The following is a 12398-nucleotide window of genomic DNA, read 5'->3' on the forward strand; positions in this document are numbered from 1 at the left end:
CGGCGTCGTTTTACTGCTCTGACAGCACAAAAATAGCGGAAACTGCGGGTTAAAAATCCCCCCTCAGGTGACAGCGGCCAGTGCCTGCATCAGCCCCTCTTTTTTCAACAGCGATGCCTGTTCCCCATCTCTGACAAGCATCGCACCGCAGAACGCCAGGGCGTTAAACGAGATCCCCTGCCACTTTTCCTGCGAACGGGGCACGAGCATCATCCACTCATCAGTGACAAGCAGGTTGTAGGGGTCGGCCTCACCGAGATCCAGATAGGTCCTGAGCGTAAGATACGCCCTCAGCATTACCTGAGCATTTTCCTTGGTTTCTTTAGATGGGGATGATGGGAAACGGATCAACCCGTGCCGGAACAATAAGGCAGGGCAACACTGAGGTCCGCCGACCGGAACCTCAGCGATCGAAGCAGAGAATGGCAGCACATCGAAAGGTGCCATCGGTAGCGGTATCAGTTGCAGATGCTTGTGCGGCTGACTGGCACCTGCCATCTCGCCGCCATTGAAAAAGCCCAGTCCCGGCATCTGCGCCATGCAGTGAACCAGCGCCTGGAAATCCCCAGCATCAAGCAGATCAGTCTGCGGCTCGAACTCACGGGTCACGATCAGAACATGGTGTTGCACCACGTTAAACTTGTTCAGCAGGCAGCGATGGCGTGGTGCCACCTCCTCCACATAGAGGGCCGGGTCGTAAGGCAGAAACGGATCTGTTCTGTGGGCGCCGGCCCGTTTCAGTTTATCCCGCGCCTCATCCTTGCGGGAGAGGTTATCCAGCACCCGCAGCAGGAACTCAACGCCCTGCTCTTCGACCACCTCCTGACAGGTCGGTATCGGTTCCAGCGCACCGCTGGCCAGGGCATCCTGGCTGACCTTATGTACCCGCGACAACAGATCAGCCATCGCCCCTGCCTTGCGCCGCTTCTTCGGCCTCCAGCGCTGCCAGCCGGGCATCGCTCTCCTCTCGACGGACCTGTGACAGCGCACTGGAGATCAGCCCCGTGGGCACGGCCACTATGCCGAGCCCAACCATCAACACGAAGAAGGTAAAGAAACGTCCGCCGGCGGTTATCGGGTAAACATCGCCGTAGCCGACGGTGGTCAGGGTGACCATCGCCCACCAGAGTGAATGGGGTATAGAAGCGAAGGCGTCAGGCTGGGCCGGATTTTCAAAGTAGTAGATCCCGGTGGCAGAGACAAACAGCAGAATCAGTGTCAGCAGCAGGTAGATCAGCAGCTCTTCACGGGCCAGCTCAAAGGCGCGATGAAAGCGCGCCAGCGTGCGGCTGTAACGTGCCAGTTTGAGCAAGCGCAGTATTCGGAGCAGTCGAAAGGCACGGACGCCGCGCAGGTCGACGCCGGCAAGGCCAAGCCCCAGGAAAATGTAGAACGGCGCGATCGCCACCAGGTCGATCAGACCCCAGAAACTGAAGATATAACGCCAGCGATTCGGCGCAGAATAGACCCTCAGCGCATACTCCAGGGTAAATATCAGGGTGACGACCACCTCGGATATTGTCAGAAAGCGCTTCAGTGCCGGCGACAGCCCGGGGATAGTATCGATGGTCAGCGTGACCACGGAATAGACGATCAGCCCGATCAGTATCCAATCAATGATTTTCCCCGGCCCCGAGCCACTGCTGTCGAGATAACCCTGCACACGGGTCTTACACTGTTCGCTGAGCACTTCATGTTCCCTGTGAGTCGTTAACCAGCGCTAAAGAGTGCCAGAGAGCCCGGGGACAGGCAAAAGGCCCGGCAAGGTTTTCTCATCCCTGGCTAAAGGATCAGGGCCAGCAGCAGACCGGCGACCAACCAGATAAAAGCCACAACAACCAGGCTATTCAGCACCCGGTCACCCAGACCAGCGCTACCCTGATCGTGATGATGGTGTTGATGGCCAGATTCCCCAGGGGACGGCTCAGTCTCATGGCCGTGCCCAGACTCACTCTGGTCCTCGCCGTGATCCTCGCCAGGGTGATGCTGATGGCCCGCCTGATCACCCTGCATCGCCTGGCGGGCAAACCCCAGCAGCGCCAGTGTCACCAGCACGGCCACCAGGTTCAGCCAGAAGCCATAGTTCAGCGCAAAAAAGTCCCGCTCCAGAATCGACTCGCTCTGCGCCGCATCCGGCAGCATATCCAGCATCGAAAAGCCGTAGTGCATCAGCAGGGAGACGCAGACGAGACCGAGCAGCAGCGTGAGCAGAATATAGAGCGCCATGCGCCAGCCATAGTAACCAGCATTGATGCGCAGCACCGGCAATACCACCAGATCAGAGAAGATGAACGCCATGACACCGGCGAAGCTGACGCCGTGGTCATACAGCAGCGCCGCCAGCGGAATATTCCCCATGGATCCGATGAAGGTGAAAAACGCCGCCACCGGGCCGATAATCGTCTGTGCCAGCACCTCCCAGAAGCGGACATCCAGCGCCTCACCTCTGCCCGAACCGACAAACAGGGTCTGGAAAAACGTATCCGGTACAAAGGCCGATATCACACCCGCCAGGGTAAAACCGATCAGTACATCGCGCCAGACCATCTGCCACTCCATCACATAGGTCTGGCCGATCTGCTGCCAACCTTGGCGTGAGGTAATCGTCTGTTTCCAGTCGCTTCCGTTGTCATCGTCATCATCCCCGTCTCCAGCGGCTTTCTCCCGCGCCTGGCGGATCAGCTTTTTCGGGTTGGTGAGCCGGATAAACAGCCAGGCGAACAGGATCAGCAGCACACCGCCGAGATACTCGCCGACGACGAACTGCCAGCTAAGGAAAATGGCGATAACGAAACCGAGTTCGATAACCAGGTTGGTGGAGGCAAGCAGGAAGGCGATGGATGGTACGAGCCCCGCGCCTTTCTGGAATAGCGCCCGGGTTGTCGACAGCGCGGCGAAGCTGCAGGAGCTGGAGATAAAACCAAACAGCGTGCCGAGCCCCACGCTGCGCGGGCCATCGCTGCCCATCGCACGCTGCATCCGGCGCTCGGTGACCAGTACCTGGATAAGACTGCTGATCAGGTAACCGAGAACAAAGGCCCAAAGGGCGCTCCAGAAAAAGCCCGTGCTGGTCAGGGCAGCATCTTGCCAGTGTTGAAGAAAGTCACTCACGTTATCTCCTTCTGTTGCCACTGTTCCTTAAACCGTGGCTGCAACAGAAGGAAATTTCAAACTTTCAACGCTGGGAAACGAGCAACCCGCCACCGGCGCCGGCCAGCAGAACCGAGCAGATACGGTTGAACAGCCGCTGCCCCGCCGGGCGCGCGAACCACTGACGCAGATAAACGCCCGCCGCGCCATACAGGCCGATAGCGACCCACTCCATCAGCAGAAACAGGCCACCGACGATAGCAAACTGCAGCGGCACATTGCCGGCCGGATCAACAAACTGGGGCAGAAACGCCGTGAAGATCAAAATCGCCTTGGGGTTACCCGCCGCCAGCAGGAACTCCTGCTTCATCAGCGCTTGCAGGCCCGGCGTTGAATCCGGCTTCACATCCTGCTGTTTCCCCGTGCCCACAAACCAGAGCTTCCAGGCGGTATGGAACAGGTACAGCGCACCGATCACCTTGATGGCGGTAAAGACGAACTCCGAGGTATAAAGCACCATCGCCAGACCACCGGCCGCCAGCGCGATCATCAAGGCAAAGGCTAGCAGCCGTCCCACGCCGGCCAGCAGTGCGCTGGTCAGACTGAAGCGCTGGGCATTGTTCATGGCCAGCAGGTTATTGGGTCCCGGTGTCAGGTTGAGGGCAAAACAGGCGGGTATAAAAAGCAGTAACACTTCCAGGTTCATGGCGCTCTAATCCGGCAACAGAGGAGATCCAGCAGCAGCTGTAGATCGGCAGATCAGACAGCGTATTTACTATCGTCAATGGTCGCAACAGAACGGAAGGAAGGCCGGGCAAAATAATAGCCCTGCATCAGCTCGATCCCCTCTTCCGCCAGCGCTTTCACCTCGGAGGCGGTTTCGACACCTTCGGCGATCACCTCGATCTGCAATTCCCGGCAGATGGCAACGACACCACGTACTATGGCCTGACGGGTTTTGTCCTGATCGATATTGCGGACCAGGGCCATATCCAGCTTGATCAGGTCCGTCGGCGTATCCGCCAACATATTTAGACCGGAATAGCCGGCACCGAAATCATCGATGGCGGTCTTGAAACCAAGATGGCGGTAATGCTCAACGATACTCAGCAGGTGCTCCGGGCTGTCCACCTGATCAACCTCGGTAAACTCGAAGATGATCCGCTCGGGGGGAAATCCATACTGCGCTGCAGCCGCCAGGGTAGTGCGGATACACAGCTCCGGGCGATACACGGCTGTCGGCAGAAAATTGATATTCAAATAGGAATCGATGCCCAGCTTGGCAGCGAGCTGAATCGCCTTGACGCGGCATGCCTGATCAAACGCGTAGCGGTTACCTTCGTTCACCTGCTCAAACACCACACCGGCCGGCTCATTATTCAGGCCACGTACCAGCGCTTCCTGGGAATATACCGAACGGGTACGGATATTAACGATCGGCTGAAACGCCATGGTGAATTCGAAATCAAGGCACTCCGAGCTTGCGCATTCTGCGCACCCCAGCTCCCGGAAGTTAGATTGTTTCAGCATTACCGCTCCGCTTTGTACTTGTTGCCCAGTGTTGTCTCTTACAGGTACCGGATCAGCATAGAAGAGACCGCGCCTGTGGTCAGCCGACCCGATCAGGCGCGATGATACTGTATCTTTTCTGGATCAAAATCCCTAACGAAAAAAGCCAGGGAATCACCCTGGCTTTGTAGGAACCCGCCTGATCAGGCTGGAAAAGCGGCCTTACTTGCGAACACCTTCAAGCTCGATATCGAGGTAAACCGTCTCGGAAGCCGGACCCAGGTTGTAATCGACGCCGAAGTCTTTCAGTTTGAACTCGGTTGTGCCGGAGAAACCGGCGCGATAGCCGCCCCAGGGATCTTCGCCTTCACCGATCTTGGTCACGTCCACTGTCACTTCGTTGGTGACACCATGCAGTGTCAGGTCACCGGTCAGTACACCAGTACCATCCTCATTGGGCACGAACGAGGTGCTCTGGAAAGTGGCTGTCGGATATTCATCCACGTCGAGGAAGTCATCGCTGCGGATGTGCTTGTCACGCTCAGCGTGGTTAGTGGTCAGGCTGGCGGTATCGATTTCCATGCTCACGCTGGAGTTCGCCGGATTTTCAGCGTCGTAGCTGAAGGTACCGTCAAAATCGTTAAAGCGCCCTGTCAGCCAGCTGAAACCCAGGTGGTTGATACGGAAGTTTACAGACGCATGCATGCCCTGGGTATCAACGGCGTAATCTGCAGCGAAAGCACTCGGTGCGACAGCCAGGAAACCCGCCAGCGCGGCCCCTTTGAGAGCGGTCATTTTCATCCTGTTACTTCTCCTGTTTAGCGTTAAAAATGCGAGCAAGGGTTTCATCCCTGTCGATAAAGTGGTGCTTGAGAGCCGCCAGCGCATGCAGGCCCGCCAGCGCGATCAACGCCGTGGCCACCCAGTAATGCACGTCGCCGGCCACATCCTCCTGACGCTCTACCAACTCGGGGAGCGCCGGTACGGCAAACCAGTTGAATACCTCGATCGGGGCACCATCGGCGGTGGAGATCATGTAACCGGAAGCAAGCACGACGAACATCAGCAGATAGAGCGCCAGATGGCCCAGTTTGGTGGCAATACGCACAAGAGTTCCATGGCTTGGCAGTGGCTGCGGCCTGGCGTTGAACAGCTTCCAGACGATGCGGATAAACAGCGTGGCAAACACCAGCATACCGATGCTTTTATGCCAGTGCGGCACCGTACGGTATGCCGGGTCGTAGTAGCTCAGCGAATCGATATATAACCCCAGCGGGTACAGGCCGATGATCGCCAGCGCCATGATCCAGTGGATCAGAATGCTGAGCAGGCCGTAATGGCTGGAACTGTTGCGTAGGGAAACCTGGGATGACATGAAATCGGGAACACTCAGTTTGAATATCTTGATGGCGAGAGCATAAATACAGAGAATAAATGCTCCCAATGAATATTTGTGATTATCATTATGCGTGAAGTGAATATGCGCGCCATCGACCTGAACCTGCTGGTCGTACTGGATGCGCTGCTGGAAGAGAGACAGGTAACCAGCGCCGCCCAGCGCCTGAATATGAGCCAGCCGGCGGTCAGTCGGGCCCTGCAGCGGCTGCGTGAACTGTTTGCTGACCAGCTGCTGGTGAGGGGCGAACATGGATACGATCTGAGCGCCCGCGCCCGCCACTTACAACCGATGCTCAAGAATGTGATCTCCGGGGTGAAGCAGATGGTGGCCCCGCTATCCTTCGATCCAGCCGAAGCGTCGGGCAGCCTGCACATGGGGTGCCTGGATCTTGAAGCAACCCTGTATATGTCGGGGGTCATGCAAAAACTGCGTCGTGATGCCCCGGGTATGCGCCTGGAAATTCATTCCAAACCCAGCGATTACTTTGTCAGCCTTGCCCGCGGCGAACTCCACCTGGCGCTGAGCGGACAGGAGCCAGACTTCGCCACCGACCAGTTTCACCGGGTTGAGATAGATAACACCTACTCGGAATGCGTGATGGGATTAGACAACCCCCTCGCACAGGGCGAGATGACGCTGGAGCGTTACCTGGAAGCGACCCACGGGTTTGTATCAATCAGTGGCAGGGGCCCTGCCATTATCGACACTCATCTGAAGCAGATGGGTTACCGCAGACAAGTCGCGGCGCGGCTGGCGAGCTTTTTCAACGTGCCCGATTTCTGTGAAAACACGGACCTTGTCTTTGCGCTGCCGAAACGCCAGGTGGAGTGGCTGTGCCAGAATCGTAAGCTGGTGACACGTCCTCTACCGAAGGAGATTCCGCAACCTATCATCCACTTCTATCTGTACTGGCATGCACGCTACCATCAGGATCCGATGCATCGGTGGTTCCGAAATCTGGTGATCGAACAAACCCGCCTGGAGCTGAATAACCCTGGTCAACCGGCTCAGTGACCCGGCCCCACCAGCGTGGCAAGCACCGTAGTAGCGCCGAAAATGCCCCAGCCAGCCGCTTTTTCCAGGGTCAGGGACTTTTTCAGGCGCGCTCGCGTGCCGCCATCGACAAGCGCCGGTACCAGCTGATACCGGTGGTAAGCCGCGATCACCAGAATCAGCGCCACCAACGCACCCTTGCACACCAGCCAGAACCCATAGGGCGTGGTCAGGATCCCCTGGCCACCACCGGTCAGGCGCCAGACAAGCACGCCACCGGCCAGCACCAGCAGCACCACTCCCTTGAACGCCAGCGAGCCAAACCGTTCCAGCACATGGCGCGCCCGTTCGCGGGAGAGGCGATGAGTGACCAGCCATAGCGGGTAGATAGAGCCGATCCACCAGGCACCGATGATCACATGGATGGTCAGTAGAGCCGAGGCAAACAGGTCCAGCTGCGTGGTGTGCCCGGTGCGACTGAAAGAGGCACCCAGCAGCACACTCCCTGTCAGCAGACACAGCACTTCTGCAGCACCGACCCGGCCCGAGCGGTTCAGCGGCAGCGTCAGCAGCAACGCCACAAACAGCACAGCCAAACCCAGCAGCCTGAGCAAAAGCTCATCACCCACCGGTGACTGCCAAAGCACCTGCCGCATCATGGGATCGAACATACCGGCCAGGCCGGTTTCGGAGAACGCCCCCACCCTGACAAAAAAGTAGGCCAGGGAGGCCAGCAGCCCTGAGAACAGGGATACCAGGGTATAGAGGCGCAGACGAGAGAGAATCGTTTCCTGACGGCGCAGAAAACGCAGGCTGATGGCACCGCCAAGGGCGGTGGACAGTGAGATGTAGATCAACCAGCGGGTCAGTAGTGTCAGACCGTCCCATTCAGTCAAATCGGGCCTCCATCAGCCTGGTGAGTCAGGGGTTAGATCAGCGCTGGCTAAAGCCGAAGCTGCCGGTAACCTTGTGACCATCCTCGCCCATCAGCATCCAGTGCACCTTGTAGTCACCCGGTGCCAGCTCAGGCACCGCCACATCAAAGGTGGTGCCGGGACCGATGGAGGGGATGAAGTCGATATCGATCGGCGCGCCCTCGGCCTTGGTCAAATCCACCCGCAGAAGGCGTACCGGTTGGCCGAACTCCAGCACCAGTTCGTCGACCTTCTCCTGCATCAGAGCACCATCGGCGGGCTGCGACTTGGCCAGCATGCTGTGCGCCGAAACCGGCGCCGCAACAAGCGCCGCCAGTGTCAGGAAAAGCGCCGGAAACAGCGATTTAAGCAAGGGTTTCAATACTGCATCTCCTGTTCATTGATCTCTTCATACAACTCGAACCGACCATCTTCGTAGAGCAGGACAACCGGATAGGGATCGAAACGGTCGCCATACTCCATGCCCGGGCTTCCCGCCGGCATGCCCGGTACCGCCAGACCCAGCGCGCCTTCAGGCGGGTTATCGAGAAAACGCTGTACAAGCTTGGCCGGCACATGCCCCTCGAAGGCGTAACCTTCCTCCGTCACAGCGGTGTGACAGGAGCGGAATCGCGGCGCAATCCCCAGCTCATCCTTGACCCCATTAAGGTTCTCGGGATGATGAATATTCGACGTAAAGCCGTGGGTATCGGCGTGTTCAATCCAGCTTTCACAACAGCCACAGGTTGGGCTCTTGTATACATCCAGCGCCACCGGACCGGCAGCGGTGGCCTGGGTACTGCCTGCACCATCCTGCGCCTCAGTGTCGGAACAGGCGGCCAGGATCAGACTGCTACCGGTAATCAGGCCGGCGAAAACCAATTTTTTTCCCAATTTCATGTGATTTCTCCAAACAATAAACAACAGCAGGAACGCCGCAGCGCCCGGGTCTACGGATGAATCAGCCAAACCTTGGAGGTTGTTCGGGAGGTGTCACAAAGGGAGAAGCCGGCGAGGCCCTCGCCTGGGAAGGCGCGAGTGCCGGTGAATCAACAGCCGGTTGCAATGGCGCGAGCATCGCCATGCTGGTCGATGAGCAATGATCGGCGCAGTCACTGGGTCCCGCCTGGTCACAACAGTCCGCACCCTGATGGTCCATGGCGGCCGGGTAACAGCCTGCGTCATCGGTATGACAGCTCATCTGCGCGACGCTGAAACGCTGCTCAGCATCAACATGCGGGATCTGGTTGCTATGGGGAGTCTGGACCAGCGGCCCCAATATCAGCTGGGCGAGCAGCAGCAGTGAGAGCGCCAGCCAGAAACCTGGCCGATGCCTGCGTTGATACGCCCCGGATTGCTCCAACTCTACTGCTCCCACATCGATCACTGCTCTGCGCATTTGTTTACGAGTCTAAACGCCAAAGCGAAGCATCGCCAAAGGTTTATTCCCGTACCAGGAATACCCGCAGGGCATCCAGTTTCAACTCTGCTTTCGACAGCGCTGACACCATCGCGTCGCGGCGGGCCTCCAGGGCTTCAACCTCTTGCGGATGGATGCCTGCATTCACCTCAGCCAGCGCCTTGAGACGTTGGACCTCAGCCCCCTGCTCTGCGTTCACTCTTTCGAGCGCTTCATTGATCAGAGGCTGGAGCTCTTTATTGGCATGGGTGTCCGCCTGCTTGAGCTGCTCGACGATCTGATCACGCGCCAGACGCACCATATTCTGCGATGCGTTGCGGGATACGGTCTCCGCCAGTTTGTTGAGCGGTGCGTGTCCCAGCGCCTGGGCCAGGTTCTGGCCGTTGGGGCCGACCAGCACCCGCACCAGCCCCTGCGGCAGATAGCGCTCAAGCTGGTAGCTGCGCGGTGCGGTGGTCTTCGGCTGGTAGATCGCCTCCAGCAGCAAGGTCCCTGCCGGCAATGGTGGCAGTTTCAGCGTGCACAGAGAATTGTTGCCGTACTCGCCACGCAGGATCAGCTCCATGGTACCGGCCAGCAACGGATGCTCCCAGCTCATGTACTCGATATCCTCGCGGGATAGCGCACGCTCGCGGTTAAAGGTCAGTGTCAGCCCTTCATCCCCCAGGCCCGGCAGCTGGCAGAGCATATGCTCGCCCATGTGCAGTACCAGGCCGTCCTCGCCGTGCGGCTGGGTGTCGACACCGAAGCGGTCGAACAGTTTTTCGGCATAAGCCTGCAACTCCTCACCGGCTTCCGCTTCAACCACGGCCGCTGTCAGCTCCTCGGCACGGGCAGTATCGCAGCTACCCAGCTCAAGCAGGCGGTCACGCCCCGCCGATACCCGGTTTTCGAGTTCGATGCGGGCATCACGGGTTTCGGTAATCAGCTGTTCCAACGCCTCGGTATTCAACGGATCGGTCAGACAGGTGTTCAGATCCTCGGCAAACTGGTGGTAGATCGCCTCGCCACTGGCACAGACACGGGTAAACGCCTCCAGGCCACTGTCATACCAGTCGAGCAGCACACTCACGGCGCTCTCCTGGAAATAAGGCACGTGGATCTCCACATCGTTGCGCTGACCGATACGGTCCAGACGACCGATGCGCTGCTCCAGCAGATCCGGGCTCAGCGGCAGATCAAACAGCACCAGGTGGCTGGCGAACTGGAAGTTACGCCCTTCCGAACCGATCTCGGAGCAGATCAACACCTGTGCGCCCAGTTCCACGTCGGCGAAGTAAGCCGCCGCACGGTCACGGTTGATCAGCGACATGCCCTCGTGGAAGGCCGCCGTACGGATACCCTCGCGCAGGTTCAGGTACTCCTCCAGCGCGACAGCGGTTTTCGCATCGGCACAGATCACCAGTGCCTTTTCGCGCTTGTGATCGCGCAGCCAGTTCACCAGCCATTCAACACGGGGGTCCACGTCGACCCAATCGCTACCCAGCAGTTTCTCAGGGTGCAGCATCTCATCGAGGGAGGCGGTGACCGCAGCCTCTTCGTAGATTGCCGGTGTCTCAAGTGGAACGGCATCGAGCAGGCGCTGGGGGAAGCCCTTGACGCTTTCACGGGTGTTGCGGAACAGGACACGGCCGGTACCGTGACGGTCCACCAGCTGGGAGATCAGCGCAGCCAGGCCCCGCTCACGCTGTTCGCCCGGCAGTGCCAGCCAGTTACCCAGTGCCTCATCGCCAAGCCAGCCGGCGACCTCCTGCTGAATCCGGCTGTCTGAGGCGAGCAGGTCCGGCCCCTTCTCTTCAAGCAACGGCGCAATGGTGTGGCTGAGGTGATGGAAACGGTCGCTCTCCGCCTTGAACGCATCCAGGTCGTGGTAACGCTCGGGGTCCAGCAGACGCAGACGGGCAAAGTGCCCTTCCGGTCCCAGCTGCTCCGGGGTGGCGGTCAGCAGCAGCACGCCCGGCACCTTCTGCGACAGCGCTTCGATGCAACGATAGCCATGGCTTGCCGCTTCCGGTGACCAGCCCAGGTGGTGCGCCTCATCTACGACCATCAGGTCCCAGTCAGCCCGCATCGCCTGGTTCAGGCGCGCATCCCGGTGCGTCAGCAGCGACAGCGGGCAGAGAATCAGCTGGGCCGATTCAAACGGGTTGCCGGCGTACAGGTCTTCCAGCAGCGCTTCACAGCGCGCTTCATCCAGCAGCGTAAACATCAGGTTGAAACGGCGCAGCAGCTCCACCAGCCACTGGTGCACCAGGTTATCCGGCACCACCACCAGCACCCGACTGGCACGGCCACTGATCAGGCGCTGGTGCAGCACCAGGCCGGCTTCGATGGTTTTACCCAGGCCGACCTCGTCCGCCAGCAGTGCCCGCGGATGTTCGCGGGAGGAGAGCTCAACCGCGATATGGAACTGGTGTGGCAGCAACTGAACGCGGGCGCCCAGCAGGCCGTTGACCGGCGAGCTCATCAGCCGGTGATGGTGCTCGAGGGTACGGACGCGCAGCTTGAACAGGCCATGACGGTCGATCTGCCCCGCCAGCATGCGCTGTTCCGGGCGCGCAAAGTGCACGGCGCTATCCAGATCAGGCTCGGGCAGGATCACTTCCGCGCCATTCTGGTCGGTGCAGCGGTAGATAAAACAGCCGCGGTTTTCCATCCGCTCCAGGATCTCGAGCTGATCGCCGTCGTGATTGTTGACGGCCTCACCCGGTTCGTAGATCACCCGGCTCAGCGGCGCGTTGTCCATGGCGTAAGTGCGCTGCTCCATGACCGCCGGGAAACCGATCTCCACCCGCCGGTTGACGCACTCTATGACTATGCCAAGCCCCAAATCGGCTTCTGTATTACTGATCCAGCGCTGACCGGGAACAAACTGCTCGTTGGACAAAACCTCAACTCCGTTCTGGGTGGGGGAAAACAGGGGCGCGTATGATAGACGTTCTCAGAGCAAAATTCTTCCCTGCCGGTGACCTGAAAAGATTAGCAAAGTTAGGGCAACTGTGAGTGCCTGGATCGGGACTTGTTACTCACTCGCCAGCGGAAATTATCGGTTAGACTGAGGATTATTTACGTC

At 59.0% G+C, this 12398-nt stretch carries 13 protein-coding genes; 2 read left to right on the forward strand and 11 right to left on the reverse strand.

Annotated features, from left to right (window positions below):
• Positions 1 to 63: 63 nt before the first annotated feature.
• The 7 genes from ACQUQP_RS13285 to ACQUQP_RS13315 form a co-directional block, all read right to left on the reverse strand.
• Positions 64 to 957, reverse strand: a complete 894-nt coding sequence (locus ACQUQP_RS13285) for an ATP adenylyltransferase family protein (RefSeq protein ID WP_432695512.1) — start codon at positions 955 to 957, stop codon at positions 64 to 66.
• Positions 899 to 1690 carry an ion transporter gene (locus ACQUQP_RS13290; RefSeq protein WP_432695513.1) on the reverse strand — a complete coding sequence of 264 codons (792 nt, stop codon included), beginning with the start codon at positions 1688 to 1690 and terminating at the stop codon, positions 899 to 901. Before ACQUQP_RS13290 ends, ACQUQP_RS13285 begins: the two co-directional genes overlap by 59 nt.
• A 92-nt stretch (positions 1691 to 1782) precedes the next feature.
• Positions 1783 to 3111, reverse strand: coding sequence for a permease (locus ACQUQP_RS13295; RefSeq protein WP_432695514.1), 1329 nt, complete (start codon positions 3109 to 3111; stop codon positions 1783 to 1785).
• 64 nt (positions 3112 to 3175) lie between these two features.
• Positions 3176 to 3796, reverse strand: coding sequence for a LysE family translocator (locus ACQUQP_RS13300; RefSeq protein ID WP_432695515.1), 621 nt, complete (start codon positions 3794 to 3796; stop codon positions 3176 to 3178).
• A 53-nt stretch (positions 3797 to 3849) separates the two neighbouring features.
• The gene (locus ACQUQP_RS13305; protein WP_432695516.1) at positions 3850 to 4620 is read right to left on the reverse strand and encodes an EAL domain-containing protein; all 771 of its coding nucleotides are present in this window, start codon (positions 4618 to 4620) and stop codon (positions 3850 to 3852) included.
• Positions 4621 to 4821: 201 nt separating this feature from the next.
• Positions 4822 to 5400, reverse strand: a complete 579-nt coding sequence (locus ACQUQP_RS13310) for a YceI family protein (protein WP_432695517.1) — start codon at positions 5398 to 5400, stop codon at positions 4822 to 4824.
• Between the two features lie 4 nt (positions 5401 to 5404).
• Positions 5405 to 5974 (reverse strand): cytochrome b, encoded by a 570-nt coding sequence (locus ACQUQP_RS13315; protein WP_432695518.1) that lies wholly within the window; start codon positions 5972 to 5974, stop codon positions 5405 to 5407.
• 90 nt (positions 5975 to 6064) lie between these two features.
• Between ACQUQP_RS13315 and ACQUQP_RS13320 the strand changes: the two genes are divergently transcribed.
• The gene (locus ACQUQP_RS13320) at positions 6065 to 7012 is read left to right on the forward strand and encodes a LysR family transcriptional regulator (protein ID WP_432695519.1); all 948 of its coding nucleotides are present in this window, start codon (positions 6065 to 6067) and stop codon (positions 7010 to 7012) included.
• On the opposite strand, the gene ACQUQP_RS13325 is transcribed toward ACQUQP_RS13320, so the two are convergent.
• The 3 genes from ACQUQP_RS13325 to ACQUQP_RS13335 are packed head-to-tail and all read right to left on the reverse strand — an operon-like array spanning position 7006 to position 8805.
• Positions 7006 to 7887 carry a copper resistance D family protein gene (locus ACQUQP_RS13325; RefSeq protein WP_432695520.1) on the reverse strand — a complete coding sequence of 294 codons (882 nt, stop codon included), beginning with the start codon at positions 7885 to 7887 and terminating at the stop codon, positions 7006 to 7008. The two genes, ACQUQP_RS13320 and ACQUQP_RS13325, sit on opposite strands and share 7 nt — an antisense overlap.
• A gap of 37 nt (positions 7888 to 7924) precedes the next feature.
• Positions 7925 to 8287, reverse strand: a complete 363-nt coding sequence (locus ACQUQP_RS13330; RefSeq protein ID WP_432695521.1) for a copper resistance CopC family protein — start codon at positions 8285 to 8287, stop codon at positions 7925 to 7927.
• Positions 8284 to 8805, reverse strand: coding sequence for a DUF411 domain-containing protein (locus ACQUQP_RS13335; RefSeq protein WP_432695522.1), 522 nt, complete (start codon positions 8803 to 8805; stop codon positions 8284 to 8286). The genes ACQUQP_RS13330 and ACQUQP_RS13335 overlap by 4 nt, the downstream gene beginning before the upstream one ends.
• A 199-nt stretch (positions 8806 to 9004) precedes the next feature.
• Between ACQUQP_RS13335 and ACQUQP_RS13340 the strand changes: the two genes are divergently transcribed.
• On the forward strand, positions 9005 to 9211 hold the full coding sequence (locus ACQUQP_RS13340) for a hypothetical protein (RefSeq protein ID WP_432695523.1): 207 nt from the start codon (positions 9005 to 9007) through the stop codon (positions 9209 to 9211).
• A gap of 136 nt (positions 9212 to 9347) precedes the next feature.
• Here ACQUQP_RS13340 and rapA read toward each other — a convergent pair whose 3' ends face one another.
• Positions 9348 to 12212 carry an RNA polymerase-associated protein RapA gene (rapA, locus tag ACQUQP_RS13345; protein WP_432695524.1) on the reverse strand — a complete coding sequence of 955 codons (2865 nt, stop codon included), beginning with the start codon at positions 12210 to 12212 and terminating at the stop codon, positions 9348 to 9350.
• Between the last annotated feature and the right edge of the window lie 186 nt (positions 12213 to 12398).

Origin of the sequence: Marinobacterium sp. YM272, from assembly GCF_050908845.1 — a bacterium.
In the GTDB taxonomy this organism is placed as follows: Bacteria; Pseudomonadota; Gammaproteobacteria; order Pseudomonadales; family Balneatricaceae; genus Marinobacterium_D.

What these genes read in the sequence shown, in the direction of transcription:
- ACQUQP_RS13315 (WP_432695518.1), bottom strand. Translation starts at nt 5,974, where the DNA reads ATGTCATCCCAGGTTTCCCTACGCAACAGTTCCAGCCATTACGGCCTG.
- ACQUQP_RS13310 (WP_432695517.1), bottom strand. Translation starts at nt 5,400, where the DNA reads ATGAAAATGACCGCTCTCAAAGGGGCCGCGCTGGCGGGTTTCCTGGCT.
- ACQUQP_RS13285 (WP_432695512.1), bottom strand. Translation starts at nt 957, where the DNA reads ATGCCCGGCTGGCAGCGCTGGAGGCCGAAGAAGCGGCGCAAGGCAGGG.
- ACQUQP_RS13300 (WP_432695515.1), bottom strand. Translation starts at nt 3,796, where the DNA reads ATGAACCTGGAAGTGTTACTGCTTTTTATACCCGCCTGTTTTGCCCTC.
- ACQUQP_RS13305 (WP_432695516.1), bottom strand. Translation starts at nt 4,620, where the DNA reads ATGCTGAAACAATCTAACTTCCGGGAGCTGGGGTGCGCAGAATGCGCA.
- ACQUQP_RS13340 (WP_432695523.1), top strand. Translation starts at nt 9,005, where the DNA reads ATGATCGGCGCAGTCACTGGGTCCCGCCTGGTCACAACAGTCCGCACC.
- ACQUQP_RS13335 (WP_432695522.1), bottom strand. Translation starts at nt 8,805, where the DNA reads ATGAAATTGGGAAAAAAATTGGTTTTCGCCGGCCTGATTACCGGTAGC.
- ACQUQP_RS13320 (WP_432695519.1), top strand. Translation starts at nt 6,065, where the DNA reads ATGCGTGAAGTGAATATGCGCGCCATCGACCTGAACCTGCTGGTCGTA.